Genomic DNA, 20,929 nt, shown 5'->3' on the forward strand with positions numbered 1-20,929 from the left:
GCTGATCGGTACCTTTGCCGTGATGCACCTGTTCGGCTTTTCGCTCAATGCCTTGTCGCTGTTCGGCCTGGTACTGGCCATCGGCATCGTGGTCGACGATGCGATCGTGGTGGTGGAGAACGTCGAGCGCAACATCGAGACGGGGCTTGATCCGGTCGAAGCCACCAAAAAAGCCATGGGCGAAGTGACCGGTCCGATTATCGCGACGGCGCTGGTGCTGTGTGCGGTGTTCGTGCCGGCGGCGTTCATTTCTGGCCTGACGGGGCAGTTCTACAAACAGTTCGCCCTGACCATCGCCATTTCCACGGTGATCTCCGCGTTCAACTCGCTGACCTTGTCGCCGGCATTGGCGGCAGTCCTGCTCAAGTCTCACAGCGCACCGAAAGACCGTTTCTCGAGGATTCTGGATCGCCTGTTCGGTGGCTGGCTGTTCAAACCCTTCAACCGGCTGTTTGAAAAGGCCGGCCATGGCTATGTGGGGACGGTGTCCAAGATCATTCGTGGCAGCAGCGTGGCGTTGCTGGTTTACGCCGGCCTGATCGCCCTGACCTACATGGGCTTCAGCACCACGCCGACGGGGTTTGTGCCGACCCAGGACAAAAAGTACCTGGTGACCTTTGCGCAACTGCCGGATGCCGCCAGCCTGGATCGCACCGAATCGGTGATCCGGCGCATGAGCACCATCGCCATGAACGAGCCGGGTTTCGACAGTGCCGTGGCTTTCCCGGGCTTGTCGATCAACGGTTTCACCAACAGCCCGAACGCCGGTATTGCGTTTATCGGCTTGAGTTCATTCGATCAACGCAAAAGCCCGAGCCTGTCCGCCGGGGCGATTTCCGCATCGTTGAATGCCAAGTTTGGCGGCATTCAGGACGCCTATATCGCGGTGTTCCCGCCGCCGCCCGTTCAAGGCCTGGGCACCATCGGCGGTTTCCGCCTGCAGATCGAAGACCGGGGCAACCTGGGTTACGACGAGCTGTACAAGGAGACCATGAACATCATTACCAAGAGCCGCAGTGTTCCGCAGCTCGCCAACCTGTTCACCAGCTACACGGTGAACGTGCCCCAGGTCGAGGCCGCCATCGACCGGGAAAAAGCCAAGACCCATGGCGTGAAGATCAACGACATCTTCGACACCTTGCAGGTCTACCTCGGCTCGCTGTACGCCAACGACTTCAACCGTTTTGGCCGTACCTATCAGGTCAACGTCCAGGCCGAGCAACAGTTCCGCCAGGAGCCGGAACAGATCGGCCAGTTGAAGGTGCGTAACGACCGTGGAGAGATGATTCCACTGGCCACCTTCGTCAAGGTCAGCCCGACTTCCGGGCCTGACCGGGTCTCGCACTACAACGGTTTCGTCACCGCGGAAATCAACGGCAGCGCGGCCCCGGGCTACAGCTCCGGCCAGGCGCAGGCGGCGATTGAAAAACTGCTCAAGGACGAACTGCCCAACGGCATGACCTACGAATGGACCGACCTGACCTACCAGCAGATCCTGTCGGGCAACACCGCGCTGCTGGTGTTCCCGCTCTGCGTGCTGCTGGCGTTCCTGGTGTTGGCGGCACTCTATGAAAGCTGGAGCCTGCCGCTGGCGGTGATCCTGATCGTCCCGATGACCCTGCTGTCGGCGATTGCCGGGGTGATCATCGCAAAGGGCGACAACAACATCTTCACCCAGATCGGCCTGATCGTACTGGTGGGCCTGGCCTGCAAGAACGCGATCCTGATCGTCGAGTTCGCCAAGGACAAACAGGACCAGGGCCTGTCGCCGCTGGACGCCGTGCTGGAGGCCTGCCGCATGCGTCTGCGGCCGATCCTGATGACCTCGTTCGCCTTCATCATGGGGGTGATCCCGTTGGTGACGTCCACCGGAGCCGGTTCGGAAATGCGTCGGGCCATGGGGGTTGCCGTGTTCTCCGGGATGCTCGGGGTGACCTTCTTCGGGTTGCTGCTGACGCCAGTGTTCTTCGTCCTGATTCGTCGCTACATCGAGCGTAAAGCCGCACGCAAGGCGGGCCACGTTCACTCGCTCAATGTTATTGATCCGGAGGCACACTGATGAGCGTTTTCAAACTGTTTTTACCGAGTCTGCTGGTCACTGCGTTGGCGGCCTGCACGGTCGGGCCGGACTACAAAACCCCGGACACGGCACCTGCCCATGTCGTCTCGGCACAAGGGGGCAACTATGATCAAACGCGTTTCGAAACGCTGTGGTGGCAGCAGTTCGATGACCCCACGCTGAACCAGCTGGTCGGCAACGCGCTCAATGGCAACCGCGATCTGCGCGTGGCCTTCGCTCGCTGGAAAACCGCCCGGGCCATCCGCGACGACGTCAGCAACGACAACCTGCCGGTGGTCACCAGCCGGGTCAGCAGTCTGCAGGGCAAGTCGCAGGTGCCGGGGCTGACCGAGCATCGGGTCAACACCGAACGTTACGATCTGGGCCTGGACATGGCCTGGGAGATCGACCTGTTCGGGCGCATCCAGCGCGAACTGGAATCCAGTGATGCCCGGGAAGACGCCACGGCGGCGGACCTGTACCAGCTGCGGGTGAGCATGATCGCCGAACTGGTGGATGCCTACGGTCAGTTGCGTGGTGCGCAACTGCGGGAAAAAATCGCCCTGGCCAACCTCAAGAACCAGAGTGAATCACGCACCGTGACGGTGAGCCTGCGTGACGCTGGCGTGGGTAACGAGCTGGACGTGGTGCGTGCCGATGCCCGGTTGGCGGCGGTCGAGGCCAGCGTGCCGCAACTGCAAGCGGAGCAGGTGCATCACAAGAATCGCATCGCCACGCTGCTGGGCGAACGCCCGGACACGCTGAGCATCGACTTGAGTCCAAGGGACTTGCCGGCCATCGCCAAGGCGTTGCCGATTGGCGACCCTGGCGAGCTGTTGCACCGGCGCCCGGACGTGCTGGCGGCAGAACGCCGGTTGGCGGCTTCCACGGCCGATGTCGGCGTGGCCACCGCCGACCTGTTTCCCCGGGTGAGCCTGAGCGGGTTCCTCGGGTTCACGGCGGGGCGTGGTTCGCAGATCGGCTCCAGTGCCGCCCGCGCCTGGAGCCTGGGACCGAGCATCACCTGGGCCGCGTTTGACCTGGGCAGCGTGCGGGCGCGAATTCGTGGCGCAAACGCCGAAGCCGAGGGCGCGTTGGCGACCTATGAGCAACAGGTATTGCTTGCGCTGGAAGAGTCGGAAAACGCCTTCAGCGACTACGGCAAACGCCAGCAACGCCTGCTGTCGCTGATCAAGCAAAGCGAGTCGAGTCGTGCGGCGGCCGACCTGGCAGCGACGCAATACAAGGAAGGGGTGGTGGACTATCTGGTGTTGCTGGACGCACAACGTGAACGGTTGAACGCCGAGGATGCCCAGGCACTGGGTGAAACCGACCAGTACCGGGCCATTGTCGCGATCTACAAATCCCTGGGTGGCGGTTGGGACAGCGGTGAAACCCGGCTGGCGAAAAACAACTGACTGCCGTTGTTGTTGTTGTTGTTGTTGTTGTTGTTGTTGTTGTTGTGTTTGTAGGAGCGAGCTTGCTCGCGATGGACTCGAGAACGCCGCGTTTAACCAGCAAGCACGCGTTTTCGTTGACGACCATCGCGAGCAAGCTCGCTCCTACAGTTAATGGTACGGCTTAGGCATTTTTGTTTATTGACCGTCCACAAGGCGCGGCAGCCCCAAGGGGTTGCCCTCGCGCAGAGGCACTGGCAGCAGGGCATCCGGAAAACCCTGGTAGGCCACCGGGCGCAGGAAGCGTTCGATGGCGGTCATGCCCACTGAGGTAAAACGGCTGTCGGATGTGGCCGGAAACGGCCCGCCATGCACGGTGGCAAAACACACTTCCTGCGGATGGGCGAAAGCATTCACCACGATGCGCCCGGTACGTCGCTCCAGGGTCGGCAACACGCGACGGGCCAGGGGCAGGTCGTCCTGTTCAAGATGCAGGGTTGCGCTGAGTTGTCCCTTGAATGAGCGCGCGACCCGTAACAGTTCTTCCTCGTCCCTGACCTTCACCAACAGCGCGGACGGGCCGAATACCTCTTGTGAAAGCGCCGGTTCGGCGAGAAAGCGTTGGCCATCGACTTCGAACAGCGCCGAGCGGCCATCGACTTCCGCAGTGGAAGTCGAACCAACGGCGACGAGGCGGGCGCCGGCGTTCTCCAGGTTGCCGAGCCCCTTCAGATACGCGCCATGGATGCCCGGTGTCAGCATCGTGCGTGCCGGCGCTTCGCTCACGCGTTTGCTCATGGCGTGGCGCAGTGCTGCAAACCCTGCACCGTCGATGGCAATCAGAATCGCCGGCTTGAGGCAGGCTTGGCCGACATTGACCAGCATGCGTTCGGCAAAACCGTCGCCGATCTGCGCGCCGCGTTCGGCGAGTGCCCGGGGCAGGATGAAGGTCGGGTTGACGCTGGTCATTTCGGCGAAGACCGGAATCGGCTCGGGGCGTTGTTGCGCACGCCGATACAGCGCCATGCCACCCTGTTCGGAACCGGTGAAGGTCACGGCCTTGATCAGCGGATGGTCGACCAGTGCTTCGCCGATGGCATTGCCGCTGCCACGCACCATCGAGAACACGCCTTCGGGCAGACCACAGGCCTGCACCGCTTCACGAATGGCACGGGCCTGAATTTCCGAGGCGCCGGGGTGCGCGTTGTGCGCCTTGAGAATCACGGTTGCGCCGGCTGCCAGCGCCGAAGCGGTATCGCCACCGGCCACCGAATAGGCGATGGGGAAGTTGCTCGCACCGAAGATCGCCACCGGGCCGATGGCGACCTTTTGCAGGCGGTGGTCCATGCGCGGGCGTGGCTGGCGCTCGGGTTGTGCGGGGTCGATGGCCAGTTGCAGGAAACGCCCCTTGCGCACGACATCGGCGAACTGGCGGAACTGGGTGGCTGCCTTGATTGCCTCGCCTTCCAGTTGCGCCTCGGGCACGCCGGTTTCCAGGGCGGCCCGTGCCGCCAGCGCCTGGCGCACCCTGTCGAGGTTGTCGGCGATGCATTCGAGAAACGCCGCCCGGGCGGCGAGCGAGGTATGGCTGTAGACATCGAACGCCTCGTCGGCGAGGACCGCAGCGCGGTCGACGTCGGCCACGCTGCCCAGCGCAAACGCCGGTTCAATCGATTGGTTGGTCGCGGGGTTGAGCGCCTTCAGGGTGCCTTCGCTGGCGCCGACATCGCTGGCGCCGATCAGCAGGTTGCCAGTCAACTGCATCACGCACCTGCCTGCGCCAGCGCGGCGACGAGTTCAGCGGTGGTCACGATGGAATGAGCGAATGTCGGGCCGTTCAGCTCATGGGCGGCATGCATCATTTCCGGTTTGAAGGCGGCGGTGGCATCGCGTACCAGGGTGACGTGATAGCCAAGTTCCTGAGCGTAGCGGGCGGTGGCCTCGATGCAGGTATTGGCCAGCAGGCCGACGATGATCACGTGGGTAATCCCCTTTTGCTTGAGGCGAAAATCGAGGTCGGTATTGGCAAAGCCGCTCGACCCCCAATGCTCCTGTACGACGATGTCGCCTTCCTTCGGTGCGAAGTCGGGGTGCCATTCGCCGCCCCATTCGCCGCGTGCGAAATGATGCATATGCATGATCTTGCACTGGGAGGGGCTTGGGTGGTTCCAGTTTTCGTAGTCGCCTTTTTCCCAGCGGTGGTGCGGTACGATGACCACTGGAATGTCGAGCGCGCGGATGGTGCGTTCGAGCGTGCGCAGGTTGTCGAGCAGGCCGACCTGCCTGGCGATTGGCTCGATCAGGGGAAAGACCTTTCCGCCATCGGAGAGAAAATCGTTGTAGGGATCGACCAGCAGATAGGCAGTCCGATCAAGAGGGTAGGTAGCGTTGGACATGACGGTTCTCCGCAAAACAATCGGTGGGTGTGAAGTGTAGTTGCCTGTAATTCATGTAGATATGATAATCATAGTAACTAGGAAAGAGGCAATACCGCATGTCGGTGAAAAAAACCGTTTCTGAAACCCTGTGTCCGATTTCCCGGGCCGAATCCGTCGTGGGCGACCGCTGGACGGTGCTGGTGCTGCGCGAATTGTTCATGGGCAGCCATCGTTTTGACGACATCCAGGCGCAGACCAGCGGCACGCCGCAAATGGTCGCGGCGCGCTTGAAGAGCATGGAAGCGGATGGAATCATCGCGCGCCGGGCCTACAGCGAACGGCCCAAACGCTACGAATATCACCTCACGGAAAAAGGCGATGCGTTCTACTCGGTGATCCTCGCGCTGCGGGCCTGGGGCGAAACCTGGTGCAAGTCGCCCGAGGAAGGGTTGGCGGTGGTGTATACCCACCGCAGCTGCGGCGAGCCGGCCGGACTCGGACCGCTGTGCGCGCATTGCGGGCAGCCCTTGCGCCGCGCAGACTTGATCAGTGAACAGAGTGCCGCCTATGTCGCCGAACGCAGCGCCCGACGCGACGCGTTCAAAGGCGCTCGCGGGGCCGATGCAGGAGCGGCGGGGGAGTAGGCCAGCGACCTGCCCGAAGGGTTTGTATCCTCAGGTATCCGTGCCGCCCACCGTTACCCGGGCATACAAAACCGGTGTTTCCCGACACCCGGACGATACACGGCGGCCTTCAAATGGAACCACCGGCATCGCGCCACTTTCGGCGCAGCCTGGCGTGGTTCAACTGGAGGAAAGACTATGTTGCGTACTCATATCCGTCACACCCTCGGCAAGCTTGGCTTGGTACTGGCCGCTGCAGGTCTTGCTACCTTTGCGAACCTCTCGCAAGCCCAGGAAACACAGCCGGCCCCGGCGATGAAAAGCTGGCAACAGGGCCTGCATCGCACCGACCTGGTACACGAAGACCTGGGCGCTGCCGATCGCGAAGTCCTTCAAGTACTCGTGGATTTCGATTCCGGCGTGACTTCGCCCAAGCATGCTCACCCGGGCGTCGAAGTAGCGCACGTGATAAGCGGCACATTCGAGTATCAACTGGAAGGGCGGGCACCGGTGACGCTCAAGGCCGGTGATTCGTTGTACATCCCTGAAGGTGTCGCCCATGTGGCGAAGAACGTGGGTGGAGGCAAGGCTTCGGAGCTGGCGACCTACATCGTGAAGAAAGGCGAGCCGCTGCTGATCCTGAAGGAGTAGAGGTCAATTGTAGGAGCGAGCTCGCTCGCGATGGTCTTGAGAGCGCCGCGTTTAGCCAGTAAACACGCGTTATCGTTAACGACCATCGCGAGCGAGCTCGCTCCTACAAGTAATTGCGCTGTTCACGAAGCCTGGCCTGACCGCTATCAAGACGTCAGGCCAGGCTTCTGTGCATCGGTCAAACCAGATTGATCTCGACGTCGATGTTGCCGCGGGTCGCCTTGGAGTACGGGCAAGTCTGATGCGCCATTTCCACCACCTTGCGCGCGATGGTCGGGTCCAGGCCCGGCAGGCTGACATTCAGGCGGGCTTGAAGGAAGAAAGCGTTTTCGGCCTTGCCCAGATCGATTTCGGCATCCACGGCAACGTCGCTCGGCAAGGCCACTTTCAGCGCGACGGACGCCTTGCCCATCGCCCCGATGAAACAAGCCGACCAACCCGCCGCCAGCAGTTGCTCGGGATTGGTGCCGGCACCTGAAGAGCCGGGAGGCGAAAGCTGGATGTCCAGACGTCCATCGGTGCTGCGCGCCTGGCCGTCGCGGCCACCGGTGGTGTGGGTCTTGCCGGTGTAAAGCACGGTATCGATTGCATTGATCATGGTGGTTTTTCCTGTCAGTGGGTCGCTGGAATGCCCGGAAAACCTGCGCTTTCCGATGCGCCCCACTTTTTCATTGCCATGTACTGCCTATATGTCCTGAACCTGGCGGATTTGTATCGCTGTGTAAGGTGGCCGGGGGAAATACAGTTCGATACAAAGCGCTTGAATGCCTTCGACCGGGGAGGGTGTGGCGGTCAAGCCTGGCGGTAGCGTTATTGACTGCAAACCTCCCACACACACCCGCGCAGCCAGCGATGCGCCGGGTCGGCGTCCATGCGCGGGTGCCACAGCATCGAAACCGTGATCGGTGGCGTGGGGAACGGCAGGGCAAAGCTATGCATCCCGTGGCACAGGTTGCCGACGTGCCGCTGCGGTACGCTGGCGACCAGGTCCGAAGCCCGCGCCAATGCAATCGCCGACGAGAAACCGGCGACGATGGTGACGATGTCGCGCTTCAGGCCCAGCTCATTCAAGGCATCGTCCATGACGCCTTTATCGTGACCCCGGCGTGAAACCAGAACGTGCCGGGCGTCGGCATAGCGCACCGCTGTCATTGCACCTTTTGCCAGTGGGTGCCCCTTGCGCACGACGCCAATGAACCGGTCGCGATACAGCATCCGGGTGCGCACTTCCGGGCTGGTCGATTCGCCGATCACGCCAGTTTCCAGGTCCACCGAGCCCTCGCGCAGCAAGGTGCTGTCCTTGTTCAGCTTCTGCACGAAATTCAAACGCACACCGGGCGCCTCTTCGTTGATGCGTGCGATGAGCTGCGGTCCGAAATTTTCCACGAAACCGTCGCTGGTGCGCAGGGTGAACGTGCGGCTCAGTTGAGCGAGATCGAGCGCCTCGGCGGGGCGCAGGACGGCTTCGGCGTCCTGTACGAGCACAGCGACGCGCTCACGCAACTCCAGCGCCCGAGGCGTGGGAACCAACCCGCGCCCGGCCCGCACCAGCAGCGGATCGCCCGTGGTTTCGCGCAATCGCGCCAGCGCCCGGCTCATGGCTGACGGGCTCAGGCGCAAGCGCTGCGCGGCGCGGGCCACGCTGCCTTCCTCCAGCAGCACGTTCAGGGTGATCAGCAGATTCAGGTCGGGCATCGGAAATACCTGTGGGAGCGGGCTTGCTCGCGAATGCGGTGTGTCAGTTGACACGTGTATTGCCTGACACACCGCTTTCGCGAGCAAGTCGGATCGCCGCACCGCCGCTCCCACATGGGTTCGTCGCTATGTGGCGTCTCGTGCATGAATAAACTGCAAATGCTGCGTCTTCCGCCATGTTATGGCCAGGCTTACGCTCGGGACAACCTATTTGCGGAGTCGCGAGAGAATGAAGTCCATATCGATTCGGGGAGCCTTGGCCAGCCTGTCGTTATCCATGCTGCTGTCGTCCCTGGGCACCAGCAGTGCCAACGTTGCACTACCGGCATTGGTCGAGGCATTTTCAGCGTCGTTCCAGGCGGTTCAGTGGGTGGTGCTCGCCTACTTGCTGAGCATCACGGTGCTGATCGTCAGTGTCGGCCGGCTCGGCGACCTCATGGGGCGGCGGCGCTTGCTGCTGATCGGCATTGCACTGTTTACCGTCGCCTCGATCCTCTGCGCACTGGCACCCAGCCTGTGGCTGCTGATTGCTGCCCGGGCCTTACAAGGTATGGGCGCGGCGACCATGATGGCGTTGTCCATGGCCCTGTTGAGCGCGGCGGTACCCAAGGAAAAAATGGGCAGCGCGATGGGCGTGCTCGGCACGATGTCGGCAGTCGGCACTTCCCTGGGGCCAACGCTTGGCGGCGTGTTGATTGCACAGGTGGGCTGGCAGGGGATCTTTCTGCTCAACGTACCCTTGGGTGTCCTGGCGCTCGGACTCGCCTGGCGCTTTTTGCCGGTGGATCGCCACGAGGTGACGTCCAATCGGCCAGAGTTCGACGCACTCGGCACGCTGGTATTGGTCCTGACCCTGCTGGCCTACACGCTGGCCATGACCCTGGGGCACGGCAGCTTCGGCCCGCTCAATACCGCGCTGCTGCTGGTCGCGGTGATCGGCTTGATCCTGTTCGTGTTCGTCGAGCAGACGGCCGCGTCGCCGCTGGTCAAGCTGACGATGTTGCGCAATCCGCAGCTGAGCGCGGGGTTCGCCATGAGCACCCTGGTGACCACGGTCGTCATGGCCACCCTGGTGGTCGGCCCGTTCTATCTGTCGGGTGCGCTTGCTCTGAAGGCGGCGAGTGTCGGGTTGGTGATGTCGGCCGGCCCGCTGGTGGCGGCATTGGCCGGCGTGCCCTCCGGGCGGCTGGTCGACCGCCTGGGCGCGCAGCGTTCGAGCGTGGTCGGGCTGGTTGCTATGCTGGCCGGCGCTGCCATCCTGCCGGCCGTGCCGATGAGCGTCGGCGTACTCGGCTACCTTGCGCCACTGATGGTGCTCACCGCCGGCTATGCGCTGTTCCAGGCGGCGAACAATACCGCCGTGCTTTCGGACATTGCGCCGCAGCAACGTGGCGTGATTTCCGGTCTGCTCGGCCTGTCACGCAACCTGGGGTTGATCACCGGCGCTTGCGTGATGGGCGCGGTGTTCGCCTTCGCCACGGCCGGCAGCAACATTGTGCAGGCACCACCGGCAGCGGTTGCGCAGGGGATGCGGGTCACGTTCGCCGTCGCGGCGGCGCTGGTTGTCGTGGCGCTGGTCATTGGCACGCTCAGTCAATTCGCGTCACGGCGCCCGGCAACCTCGTACTGAAAAACGGCGCGACTGTCGTGAAAACGACCTGTTTGCGCTGAACGCGAAGCCTTGTGAGTTTTCTGTTGAACGAGTGTTCAGTCTCGACTATGTTGGGGGCCACCTTCCCCCGGCTGGTTGCGGGCTTGCGTTTCTTCAATTCGAACGAGGCACTGGCATGCGGTTTTCACCCTTTGTTGAGCGGATCAGTGGCCAAGGCGTTGCCGCCTGGGATATTCACTACGCTGCCAATGCGGCACAACGCAACGGCGAGGACGTGATCATCCTCAGCGTCGGCGACCCGGATTTCCCCACCCCCGATTTCATTACCGACGCCGCCATCCACGCCTTGCGCGAAGGGGATACCCACTACACCGAAGTCGCTGGCCGCCAGGCCCTGCGCGAGGCCATTGCCGGTCGCTACAGCCAGTTGATCGACCGCGAACTGCAGGCGTCCAACGTCATTCTCACGGCCGGTGCCCAGAACGCCTTGTTCGCCACCTCGATGTGCCTGCTCGGCGCCGGCGACGAAGTGATCGCCTTCGACCCTATGTACGTGACCTACGAAGCGACGCTCAAGGCCTCCGGCGCCACGCTGGTGCGGGTGCCCTGTGCGGCGGACTCGGGCTTCCGCCTCGATGCCGCCGTGTTGGCCAAGGCCATTACCCCGCGCACCCGGGCGATTTTCTTCTCCAATCCGAACAATCCCACCGGCGTAGTACTCAATCGCGAAGAGCTGCAAGCCATCGCCGACCTCGCCATCGCCCATGACCTGTGGGTGGTGGTCGACGAGGTCTACGAAAGCCTCGCCTACGAACGCGAACACCTCAGCCTGGCAGCGTTGCCGGGCATGGCCGAGCGCTGTGTGGTGATCGGCAGCCTGTCGAAATCCCATGCCATGACCGGTTGGCGCATCGGCTGGGTGGTGGCCAACGAAGCCCTGGTCAACCATGTCGAAACCCTGGTGCTGAGCATGCTGTATGGCCTGCCCGGGTTTGTCATGGAAGCGGCGCTCAAGGCCGTGCAGTCCTTTGATGAAGTCACCCACGGCATGCGCGAGATCTATCGCCGGCGCCGCGATCTGGTGGTGTCCGGCCTGGCCGATTGCCCGGGCATCAGCGTGCTCAACCCCGATGCCGGCATGTTCGTGCTGGTGGACGTGCGTGGCACCGGCCTGACGTCGCTGGAGTTCGCCTGGCGCCTGCTGCGCGAAGCCGGTGTCTCGGTGCTAGATGCGGCGGCGTTCGGTGAACCGGCCCAGGGTTTCGTACGGCTGTCGTTCACCCTGGGGGAAGAGCGACTGGCCCAGGCCTGCCAGCGCATTCGCGATTTTGTCCGGGTGCTCAACGGCGAAGCGCCAAGGCCGGTGATCGGCACCGTGACCAGTAGCGCATCCGTCGAACCGGCAGCGGGCAAGACCATGATCGAGGTTGATCGCCTGCACAAACGCTTCGGCAATATCGAAGTGCTCAAGGGCGTTTCCCTGACTGCCCGCGAGGGCGAAGTGATCTCCCTGATCGGTGCCAGCGGCTCGGGTAAAAGTACCTTGCTGCGCTGCATCAACATGCTCGAAGTGCCGGACCAGGGGCGCATCCTGGTCGATGGCGAAAGCATTCACCTCAACCAGAACCGTCCCGGCGCACCGCTGGTGTCGGACGCCAAGCAGCTGGTGCGCATCAGGTCCAGCCTGGGCATGGTGTTCCAGAACTTCAACCTCTGGCCCCATCGCACGGTGCTGGAAAACCTCATCGAAGCGCCGACCCAGGTCCTGCGTGAAAGCCGTGCGGAGGCCACCGAACGGGCCGAAGCCCTGCTCGAGCGCGTCGGGCTTGCGGCCAAGCGCAACGAGTACCCGGCGTTTCTCTCCGGGGGACAGCAACAACGGGTGGCCATCGCCCGGGCCCTGGCCATGCGGCCCAAGGTCATGCTGTTCGATGAACCCACCTCGGCACTCGACCCGGAACTGGTCGGGGAAGTGCTGCGGGTGATCCGCTCCCTCGCCGAAGAAGGCCGGACCATGATCCTGGTGACTCATGAAATGGCCTTCGCACGCGATGTCTCATCCAAAGTCGCCTTCCTGCATCAAGGGCTGATCGAGGAAACCGGTTCGCCGGACGAAGTGTTCGTACACCCACGCAGCGAGCGTTGCCGACAATTCGTCAACGCTCATCAGACTCGCTAACTCATCATAAAAAGACGGGAAAACAACATGGGAAATCGACGTTTTGCAAACTGGTTGACCGGAGCGGCCTGCGTATTGCTGGCCGGCATGAGTACCGCTCAAGCGCAGCCGATCAGGTTCGCGGTGGCCGCCGAACCCTATCCGCCGTACACCGAGAAGCAGGCCAACGGTGAATGGAAGGGTTTTGAAGTCGACCTGATCCACAAGCTGTGCAGCGAAATGAAAGCCGATTGCGAGATCAAGGAAGTGGCCTGGGACGGCATCATTCCGTCGCTGCTGGCGAAGAAGATCGACGTGATTTTTTCCTCGATGTCGGTGACCGAAGAACGCAAAAAACAGATCGCCTTCAGCAAGGCCTACTACGATTCGGCGGTGGCCGTGGTCGGCCCGAAAGAGGCGTCGGTGAAGAAGTACCCGGATGACCTCAAGGGCAAGATCATCGGCGTGCAGAACTCCACCGTGAGCGCCAGCTACCTGAAGACCTACTACGAAAAAATCGCCGACGTTAAGTACTACGACACCCAGGACTCGGCCAACGCCGACCTGATCGCCGGGCGCATCGACCTGATGATGGCCGACGGCACCGCCATGGCGTCGTTCGTCAAGACCCCGGATGCCAAGGACCTGGCCTACCTCGGTACCGTGCCTTATGACCCGATCTTCGGCAAAGGCGTAGGGGCCGGCCTGCGCAAGGACGACACCGAACTCAAGGCCAAACTGGACAAGGCCATCCAGCAACTGCTGGCGAGCAAGGACTACGACGACCTCTCCCAAAGCTACTTCGGCACCAGCGTGAAACCTGCGTTCTGACCATCAAGCCTGAACACAAATCCTGTGGGAGCGGGCTTGCCCGCGAAGGGGGCCTTGAGGCCGCCAAAAGCTTCGCGGGCAAGCCCGCTCCCACAGGGAATGTGGAGGCTTCAGGGACCGTAACTGGAGAGTGAAATGCCGGCAATGTTCGATCTGATCAATTTCACCGAACAGGGATGGGGCAGTGCGCTGTTGAAGGGGCTCTGGATGACCCTGCAGATTTCCGCCGGGGCCTTTGTGCTCGGGCTGGCCATCGGGCTGGTGGTGGCGTGCCTCAAGCTTGGCGCGCCGAAGCCGATTGCGGCGCTGATGCGCGGCTACACCACGTTGTTCCGCGCGGTTCCGGAGTTGCTGCTGATTCTGTTGCTGTACTACGTCGGCTCCATGCTCCTCAATTCGCTGATGACCCGGCTCGGCTACGGCGTGGTCAATGTCAGCGGTCCGCTGGCGGCCATCGTGGTGCTGGGGCTGGTGCAGGGCGCCTACGCCTCGGAGATTTTCCGCGCGGCGATCCAGGCGATTCCCTTCGGCCAGATCGAAGCGGCCAAGGCGTTCGGCCTGAGCGGTTTCGGCCTGTTCCGGCGGGTCACGCTGCCGATCATGGCGCCTTACGCCATGGCCGGGATGGCCAACCTGTGGATCAACCTGATCAAGGACAGTGCGCTGATCAGCGTGGTCGGCACCAACGAACTGCTGTACACCGCCAAGCAAGGTGCGGGGTCGACGCGCCACTACCTGTTGTTCTACCTCACGGCTGCCGCGTTGTATTACGCGGTGACGCTGGCGTCGAACTACCTTTCGGGACGGTTGGAGCGACGCATTCGTCGCTGGATGCCTCTTGTTGACTGAACCGGCAGAGAGAATGAAATGATTCCAGCGTGGATAGTTGAATACGCGGCACTGTTGGGCCGGGGGCTGCAAACCACCCTCGCGATCCTGCTGGTCTCCAGTGTGCTGGGTTTTGCGTTGGCGATCCTGGTGGCGCTGGCGCGGATCTCGAAAAACAAGGTGATCGCCAAGGTCAGCCTGTTCTACACCAGCGTGACCCGCGGCACGCCGTTGCTGATCCAGATCTACATTTTCTACTACGGCCTGGGCAGCCTGTTCGCCCAGTTCCCGCTGATTCGCGGCAGCTTCCTCTGGCCGTACCTGCGCGACGGATACTGGTACATCGTGTTCGCCCTGGTGGTGTCGGTCGGGGCCTATGTCGGCGAAGTGATTCGCGGTGGCCTGCTGGCGGTGCCGAAGGGCGAAATGGAAGCGGCCTCGGCGTTTGGCATGACCGCGCGCCAGTCCTTGCTGCGGGTGCGCTTGCCCCGGGCGATGCGCCTGTTGCTGCCGACCCTGGCCGGGGAAACCGTGATGCTGCTCAAGTCCACGGCGCTGGCCTCGACCATCGCCGTGATCGACCTGCTCGGCGCCGCCAACGTGGTCCGCGCACAAACCCTGCAGGTGTACGAACCCTTGCTGTTGGTAGCCGGTGTGTATGTCTGCCTGACGTTCCTGATCGAAGCGCTGTTTGCCTTTGCCGAACGGCGCGGGACGCCCGTGCGCAGGTCCGCCTGATGAGTTCGCCAACCGTTGACCGCTCGCTGCAGGGCATTGGCCTGTGCACGTTGGGTTACGCGTTCCTGTCGCTGCAGGATGCGGTCATCAAGTGGCTGGTGGCCGACTATTCGGTGGTCACCATTCTGTTCTGGCGCGCCGCCGTGGTAGTCGTGGCAGTGTTGCTGGCGGGGCGCTCGCGCCTGATCCAGCGGGCCTGGCACTCGCCGAGCCGACGCTTGCTGGTGGTGCGCGGTTTGCTCTCGATTGTCGCCTGGGTGCTGTACTACACGGCGGCCAGGGACCTGACCCTGGCCGAGATGACCACCCTGTATTTTTCTGCGCCGATCATGGTCACGGTGCTGGCGGCGGTGATCCTCAAGGAGCGCGCCAGCGGCTGGCAGTGGTTCAGCCTGATCGTCGGCTTTGTCGGCGTGGTCATTGCCTGTCGCCCCGACAACATGACCGACCCGTTGCCGATCGTCCTGACCCTGCTGGCGGCGATGTGCTGGGCGTTCACCTACATCCAGTTGCGCCAGGTGGACGAACAGACGTCCGTGCTGGAGCAGATGCTGATCACCAACGTGGTGTTCGTGATTTGCATGACGGTCGCATTGCCCTGGACCCACACGCCATCACCGACGCCCGCCTGGCTGGGCATGCTCGGCGCCGGCCTGGTGGGCGGCATCGGCCAGTTCCTGTTGTTCGCCAGTTTCCGCCGCGCCACCGCGACCTTGCTCGCGCCGTTCGAATACACCGGGCTGATCTGGGCGTTTGCCCTGTCGAGCCTGGTCTGGGGCACGCTGATGGATACCTCGCTGATGATCGGTGCCGGGCTGATCGCCGTCAGCGGCACCCTGGCGATGATCTTCGGCCGGCACTCGTCACAGGACGTCGTCGGTGCCGAATGCTCCGTGACGCAGCCCCTTTATCCAGCAACGGCAGATATGCAGCCCGTTGGCGGCGCTGAAAGTCTCGGGGTTGAGGCACCACTCGAGCCAGAGACCGTCGAGCATCGCCGATAAGCCGATGGCCGCCAGGCGGGTGTCGTGAATCACGAAGCCTTCGCTGGCCGCCAGCCCGTCGAGCAACTGGCGGATCAGGTCCAGGTAGGCGCGGTAGCTTTTTTCGTGGGACTGGCTGACGTGTTCGGAGTGGCGGATCAGGCTCCAGAACACCACCCACACGCCGAGCAGTTTCGGGTCCATGACCCTGGGCGAAAACGAGCCGACCAGGAAGGCGTCGATCTTTTGCGCGGGTGTTTCGGCCTGCTCGATTTCCAGCAGCAGGGCAGTGGTCAGTTCGCTCGCGAGGCGCTGGTAGGTTTCAGCGATCAGGGCCTCGATGCTGCCGAAGTGATGGTTGAGCAAACCCACGGACACCCCGGCCTCGGTGGCAATGCGGCGCACGGAGATCCCGGCGTGACCGTCGCGGCCCAGGCAGCGCAGGGTGGCGGCCACCAGCATTTCGCGGCGGTCATCGGGTTCGGCGCGGCGGTTTTTCGGGGCATCGGTTGTCACGAGGCTGTCCTTGGATGAGGTTCCACGTTGCCGAGCTTAGTTGAACGTCTGTTCAATCACCAGCATCGGCAGTAGCGATACAACGTTTTCAACGTTCATGACGGGAGGGAAAGCCAATGCCGCAGGATCTTTCATTCAGCGTTCGCAACAACAATGGCGACACCGTGCAGGTCGGCGCCTGGCGTTATGCAGGCGATGGCAGCGGGCCGAACGTGCACCTGCAAGCCGGTGTGCACGCCGATGAAATCGCCGGGATGCTGGTCCTGCACCTGCTGATGCAACGGCTTCAGGTCGCCGAGACCCAAGGCCGGATAAAAGGCAACGTCACCGTGGTGCCGCAGGCCAATCCGCTGGGCATCGGGCAGTTTCGCCAGGGGCGGATTCTCGGGCGCTACCATGACGCCACCGGGCATAACTTCAATCGCGCATTCGACCAGTCAGCGGCCATGGAGCGACCGTCGACCTGCGTCCAGGAGTGGCAGAAAAAACTGGTGCAACTGGCCGCCCCGGCCGATGTGATGCTCGACCTGCACACCGACGACGAGGCCTTGCCATACCTCTACGTACACCGCAGCTTCTGGCCCCGTGGCCGTCAATTGGCGGCGGCAATGAAGATGGACGTGGCGATCATCTGGGATGACGGCGGCGATGGCTCCTTCGAGGAAACCATCATCGCCCCGTGGCTGCGCGAAGGCGTCACCGGGCAGCGCATGGCGGCAACCCTGGAGCTGCGCGGGCAGGGCGATGTCAGCGACCGTTTCGCGCAATCGGATGCCGAAGGGCTGTACAACTGGCTGTGCAGTTATGGCGTCATCGATGAGTCAGTGGCGCCTGCCGACTGGCCTGTCGAGGCAGTGGAAATGGGCCACATGGAAACCATCATCGCCCCGCAACCCGGCGTGCTGATCTTCGAAAAAGAGCTGGGGGATTTCGTCGAAGAAGGGCAGCGCTTTGCGCGGATCCTCAGGACCCCGGGCGACCTATCCTCCGAAGTGGTGCTGCACGCCGAGCAGGCGGGGCGCCTCGTGACGCGCTATCGCGACCGATTGATTTCACAGGGCATGGGCGTGGCGAAATTCACCGGCAGCCGGGTGTCGCGCAACTGGAGTGGCGGGTTGCTTGATCCGAACTAGCACCTGTAGGAGCCGGCTTGCCGGCGATGCGATGGTGAATGTGCCGGTACCATCGCTGGCAAGCCGGCTCCTGCAATTGACCGTGATTATTCGGGTGGATCGATTTGGTCCAGCAGCCGATTCGCCGTGATCTCCGCCAGCATCACGCTATTGGAAATCCCCAACAGCGCATTGCGCGATCCGCCGTCCAGATGATCGACCAACTGATGCACCATCACATCGACTGAGGCCAACGTCTCGACCAGATACACCATCAGGGTTTCGGTATCGATCTTGGGATCGACGGTAAACAGGGAGCCAGGCGTGCGCGGTGCGGCTTTGATGTCGGCAGTCGATGGGGATGTCGGATCGGTATCCGGCGGGTTGGGGGTGACCTTGAACATATGCTGAGTTTCCTTATGGGTGCCAATCCTCTTGCTGCTAAACGAAGAGGGGTGGCAGCTGCACGCGGGTTAGCAGACCGGGAAACTCAGCAATCCGGCGCGCCCGAGGGCGCCCCACGTACAGCCACCATCAAGTACAGGCAATGAACTACCTGCATGACGGATGCACGCACAGCCAAGTTATCGCGGGCTGCTAAACCCGACCACTGATGGGCAGTGGCGCGGAAACGATAGAGACCAGGGGCAGGGCGCACAAGCCGGCGGATTCTGGCGTAACCGTAGGCAACGACGCAAGGTGTTGTAGCTCTCAGGAAATACCCTACAACCTTTTTAAACAAGCGCTCGTGGGTGGTGTCGAGCGATCCCCACGCGAGCAAATACATCTCTGATCAACTGAATACCGGCTTTCGTGTATCGCTGTGTATCAGGGCACGACATCCGCATACAGCCATACAAAACCCACTCTTCACGGATACAGCCGGGATACACCACGGGGGCCAAATAGACCTGCCAGAGCGAGATGCCCAACGCACCTCGCAACCAGGTCCATTAACCCTTGTGGTACGACCAATAGTGGTCCAGCCACGCCATTGATCCGGAGTATCAACATGTCTCGTATCCAGTCGAACAAAACCCGTATTGGCCTGCTCGCTGTTGCACTGGTCGGCGGTATCAACTTCGCTTCCACCGCGTTCTCCGCTGAAGCCTTGCCTCAAGGCTATCAACTGGCCTCTGCGGAAAAGACCAGCGAAGGCAAATGTGGCGAAGGCAAGTGCGGCGCCAACGAAGCCAGCGCGAAAAAGACCCAGGCCGAGGGCAAGTGCGGTGAAGGCAAGTGCGGCGATGCGTCCTTTGCACGCACCGACACCGACCATGACGGCCGCGTGTCGCTCAAGGAACTGCTGGCGGTAGCGCCCAATGGCACCGAGGAATTCAAGGCGATAGACACCAACGGCGACGGCTTCCTGTCCGAGGCGGAGACGTACAAGTACCGCACCAACCAGTTCATCTCCAACGGCAAGAAAGTACCGACCGAGCTGTACACCAAGTTGAGCCAGGCCAAAGACTGATCGGCCGCAAACAAAAAACCCTTCCTGCGTTGACGCGCAGGAAGGGTTTTTTGCGTGGGCAGTATTGGTTTGATCTTCAGGTGCGAAATGGCACGCCACCTGACCACCGATTGCATCGGATTTAGCCAGCAGGCTTTGTGGCCATGACCGGCAGAGAACGACCAACATCAGCCAACTCGCTGATCGTCACTGCAGGATTACCCCCTGCGCTACACCCGCGTCTTGCCCCGTTCGGGGCAGACCCAATCGATCTTTGTATTGCACTGTATCAGTGCGCAGCAGAGATACGTGCTCCGACAAAATCGGCCTTCACGCGATACACGCACGATACATGGAACTCTTTAACTACAAATGCGTTCTTGGCCAGCAGGTGAAAAGCCACGTTGCGATTGCTGCCGGCGAGATGATCAACGCACCAATCAGAAGGTTGTTCTGATCTGAACTCAAAACTGAGGAAACTGTGATGACCAAGCTCGAAAAAGTCATTTACTCGGGTACGACCCACACCACTGTCAACCGAGACCCAAGTGCCCAGCGTGGCGATTACGGCGTCGTCGACATCAGACTGTCTGCGCCTGGTGGTGACAGCCATGAAATAATCGCGGCCGAACCGCACCCGACCGCCGAGCAATTGTTTGCAGGTGCCTGGTCGGCCTGCTACATCACTGCGCTGGGGCTCGTGGCCGCGCAAAAAAATGTCGTGCTGCCACCGGACTATTCTGTGGATATCCAGATCGACCTGGGCCAGACGGGGCCGGGCTGGTTCTTCAATGCCCGGTTCACTGTCCGCATGCCTGGCCTGGCACAGAATGTCGCCGAAACCATAGTGCAATCGGCGCATCAGCTGTGCCCGTATTCGAGGGCGGTGCACGAAACCGTTTATCTCGAGCAAACCATTATTACGTCTTGATGAGCTGCCGGCTGGGTGAGCAGTCCAGCCTGCGTCGAACTGGCCAGCGGTTACGGCGAACGCCAGTCCGACTACTGAAGCGGCCCACGCTCTCGCTTGCGACAAAAGCCGCTGGGTGTTGGGTCGCCGTTTTTGCCGGAGGTTTGCCGGCCTATGTCATGTCGACTAACGGAGGAGTGTTATGAATGATCTTCTGAAGCAAGTGATTGCTGCCCATGGCGGCCTTGAGCGCTGGAATGCCTTCGGGACGGTAAGTGCCAGAATCGTTACCGGAGGTGAATTCTGGGCGACGAAGGGGATTGTCACGGATGCTAACCCGCGCAGTATTACTACCAAGACACACGAAGAACGGGTGACCCTCACGCCCTATGGCGCCCCGGGGTTCGTCATGACTTTCGTTCCGGACCGGGTCGTGATCAGCAACAGCCAGGGCGAGACCATTGCGCAGCGCGACAATCCCAGGTCAGCGTTTGACGGGCACGGCGCGGACACACCCTGGGATCCACTGCACCGGGCCTATTTCAGCGGCTATGCGCTGTGGACCTATCTGTCGACGCCATTCTTGCTGGTCATGCCGGGGGTTGCCGTACAAGAGGTCGAACCTTGGCACGAGCACGGTGAAACGTGGCGGGTTCTGCGCGCAAAGTTTCCCTCGGCGATCGCCACCCACAGTGTTGTTCAGGATTTCTACTTCGGGCCTGATTTCCTGCTGCGACGCCACGACTATCAGGTGGACGTGTCCGGTGGCCTGGCGGCGGCTCAATATGTTTATGACTTCATTGAAGTGCAGGGCATCCGCTTTCCGGGTCGCAGGCGGGTACACCCATGTGGCGCTGACTTGCAAGCGGATCGCCGTCGCACTTTGGTCTGGATTGATCTGTCCGATTTCGAGTTGCGCTAAGCCAACAGCTATCCATCCGGTCTGCTTCTGCAACGCGTCCCGGGCTCTACACTCGTCTCACGA

19 protein-coding genes and 1 pseudogene are annotated in these 20,929 nt (G+C 62.0%); 14 read left to right on the forward strand and 6 right to left on the reverse strand.

All coding sequences use genetic code 11. The annotated features are described in order from the left end of the window. Positions 1–2,059 (forward strand): efflux RND transporter permease subunit (locus ACLD1X_RS27595; protein WP_429373229.1); only part of this gene is annotated, 2,059 nt, incomplete at its 5' end. Continuing rightward, positions 2,059–3,477 (forward strand): efflux transporter outer membrane subunit, encoded by a 1,419-nt coding sequence (locus ACLD1X_RS27600; RefSeq protein ID WP_429373231.1) that lies wholly within the window; start codon positions 2,059–2,061, stop codon positions 3,475–3,477. The genes ACLD1X_RS27595 and ACLD1X_RS27600, both read left to right, overlap by 1 nt. 177 nt (positions 3,478–3,654) lie before the next feature. Here ACLD1X_RS27600 and ACLD1X_RS27605 read toward each other — a convergent pair whose 3' ends face one another. Continuing rightward, positions 3,655–5,220, reverse strand: coding sequence for an aldehyde dehydrogenase (NADP(+)) (locus ACLD1X_RS27605; protein WP_429373278.1), 1,566 nt, complete (start codon positions 5,218–5,220; stop codon positions 3,655–3,657). Further along, entirely contained in the window at positions 5,220–5,852 is a 633-nt protein-coding gene (locus ACLD1X_RS27610) for an isochorismatase family cysteine hydrolase (RefSeq protein ID WP_429373233.1), read from the reverse strand. The genes ACLD1X_RS27605 and ACLD1X_RS27610 overlap by 1 nt, the downstream gene beginning before the upstream one ends. A 98-nt stretch (positions 5,853–5,950) precedes the next feature. Here ACLD1X_RS27610 and ACLD1X_RS27615 point away from each other — a divergent pair, with 98 nt between their 5' ends. Then, on the forward strand, positions 5,951–6,478 hold the full coding sequence (locus ACLD1X_RS27615; protein ID WP_429373235.1) for a winged helix-turn-helix transcriptional regulator: 528 nt from the start codon (positions 5,951–5,953) through the stop codon (positions 6,476–6,478). 177 nt (positions 6,479–6,655) lie between these two features. Then, the gene (locus tag ACLD1X_RS27620; RefSeq protein ID WP_429373237.1) at positions 6,656–7,108 is read left to right on the forward strand and encodes a cupin domain-containing protein; all 453 of its coding nucleotides are present in this window, start codon (positions 6,656–6,658) and stop codon (positions 7,106–7,108) included. Between the two features lie 178 nt (positions 7,109–7,286). Here ACLD1X_RS27620 and ACLD1X_RS27625 read toward each other — a convergent pair whose 3' ends face one another. Together ACLD1X_RS27625 and ACLD1X_RS27630 are read right to left on the reverse strand one after the other, a co-directional pair. Continuing rightward, entirely contained in the window at positions 7,287–7,706 is a 420-nt protein-coding gene (locus tag ACLD1X_RS27625) for an organic hydroperoxide resistance protein (protein ID WP_429373239.1), read from the reverse strand. 212 nt (positions 7,707–7,918) lie between these two features. Further along, positions 7,919–8,803, reverse strand: coding sequence for a LysR family transcriptional regulator (locus tag ACLD1X_RS27630; RefSeq protein WP_429373241.1), 885 nt, complete (start codon positions 8,801–8,803; stop codon positions 7,919–7,921). 229 nt (positions 8,804–9,032) lie between these two features. Here ACLD1X_RS27630 and ACLD1X_RS27635 point away from each other — a divergent pair, with 229 nt between their 5' ends. The 6 genes from ACLD1X_RS27635 (at position 9,033) to ACLD1X_RS27660 (ending at position 15,974) form a co-directional block, all read left to right on the forward strand. Then, on the forward strand, positions 9,033–10,433 hold the full coding sequence (locus ACLD1X_RS27635) for an MFS transporter (RefSeq protein ID WP_429373243.1): 1,401 nt from the start codon (positions 9,033–9,035) through the stop codon (positions 10,431–10,433). A 157-nt stretch (positions 10,434–10,590) separates the two neighbouring features. After that, positions 10,591–12,594, forward strand: coding sequence for an aminotransferase class I/II-fold pyridoxal phosphate-dependent enzyme (locus ACLD1X_RS27640; protein WP_429373245.1), 2,004 nt, complete (start codon positions 10,591–10,593; stop codon positions 12,592–12,594). A gap of 27 nt (positions 12,595–12,621) precedes the next feature. Then, positions 12,622–13,404, forward strand: a complete 783-nt coding sequence (locus tag ACLD1X_RS27645) for a transporter substrate-binding domain-containing protein (protein WP_429373247.1) — start codon at positions 12,622–12,624, stop codon at positions 13,402–13,404. 135 nt (positions 13,405–13,539) lie between these two features. After that, entirely contained in the window at positions 13,540–14,253 is a 714-nt protein-coding gene (locus ACLD1X_RS27650) for an ABC transporter permease (RefSeq protein WP_413704510.1), read from the forward strand. A gap of 18 nt (positions 14,254–14,271) precedes the next feature. Continuing rightward, positions 14,272–14,970, forward strand: coding sequence for an ABC transporter permease (locus ACLD1X_RS27655; protein ID WP_413704511.1), 699 nt, complete (start codon positions 14,272–14,274; stop codon positions 14,968–14,970). After that, on the forward strand, positions 14,970–15,974 hold the full coding sequence (locus ACLD1X_RS27660) for a DMT family transporter (RefSeq protein ID WP_429373250.1): 1,005 nt from the start codon (positions 14,970–14,972) through the stop codon (positions 15,972–15,974). Before ACLD1X_RS27655 ends, ACLD1X_RS27660 begins: the two co-directional genes overlap by 1 nt. Here the strand turns inward: ACLD1X_RS27660 and ACLD1X_RS27665 are convergent. Then, positions 15,930–16,415 (reverse strand): annotated as a pseudogene (locus ACLD1X_RS27665) (TetR family transcriptional regulator C-terminal domain-containing protein); the annotation flags it as partial. The gene ACLD1X_RS27660 and the pseudogene ACLD1X_RS27665 overlap by 45 nt on opposite strands. A 170-nt stretch (positions 16,416–16,585) precedes the next feature. On the opposite strand from ACLD1X_RS27665, the gene ACLD1X_RS27670 reads away from it, so the two are divergent. Continuing rightward, positions 16,586–17,602, forward strand: a complete 1,017-nt coding sequence (locus tag ACLD1X_RS27670; protein ID WP_429373252.1) for a succinylglutamate desuccinylase — start codon at positions 16,586–16,588, stop codon at positions 17,600–17,602. A gap of 86 nt (positions 17,603–17,688) precedes the next feature. On the opposite strand, the gene ACLD1X_RS27675 is transcribed toward ACLD1X_RS27670, so the two are convergent. After that, on the reverse strand, positions 17,689–17,985 hold the full coding sequence (locus ACLD1X_RS27675) for a DUF6124 family protein (RefSeq protein ID WP_429373254.1): 297 nt from the start codon (positions 17,983–17,985) through the stop codon (positions 17,689–17,691). Positions 17,986–18,593: 608 nt separating this feature from the next. Between ACLD1X_RS27675 and ACLD1X_RS27680 the strand changes: the two genes are divergently transcribed. The 3 genes from ACLD1X_RS27680 (at position 18,594) to ACLD1X_RS27690 (ending at position 20,866) form a co-directional block, all read left to right on the forward strand. Then, the gene (locus tag ACLD1X_RS27680; protein ID WP_429373256.1) at positions 18,594–19,055 is read left to right on the forward strand and encodes an HvfA family oxazolone/thioamide-modified RiPP metallophore; all 462 of its coding nucleotides are present in this window, start codon (positions 18,594–18,596) and stop codon (positions 19,053–19,055) included. A 463-nt stretch (positions 19,056–19,518) separates the two neighbouring features. Next, on the forward strand, positions 19,519–19,965 hold the full coding sequence (locus tag ACLD1X_RS27685; protein ID WP_429373258.1) for an OsmC family protein: 447 nt from the start codon (positions 19,519–19,521) through the stop codon (positions 19,963–19,965). 181 nt (positions 19,966–20,146) lie between these two features. Further along, positions 20,147–20,866 (forward strand): hypothetical protein, encoded by a 720-nt coding sequence (locus ACLD1X_RS27690; protein ID WP_429373260.1) that lies wholly within the window; start codon positions 20,147–20,149, stop codon positions 20,864–20,866. The last annotated feature ends 63 nt before the right edge of the window (positions 20,867–20,929 follow it).

It is taken from the genome of Pseudomonas sp. 18173 (genome assembly GCF_050432945.1).
In the GTDB taxonomy this organism is placed as follows: Bacteria; Pseudomonadota; Gammaproteobacteria; order Pseudomonadales; family Pseudomonadaceae; genus Aquipseudomonas.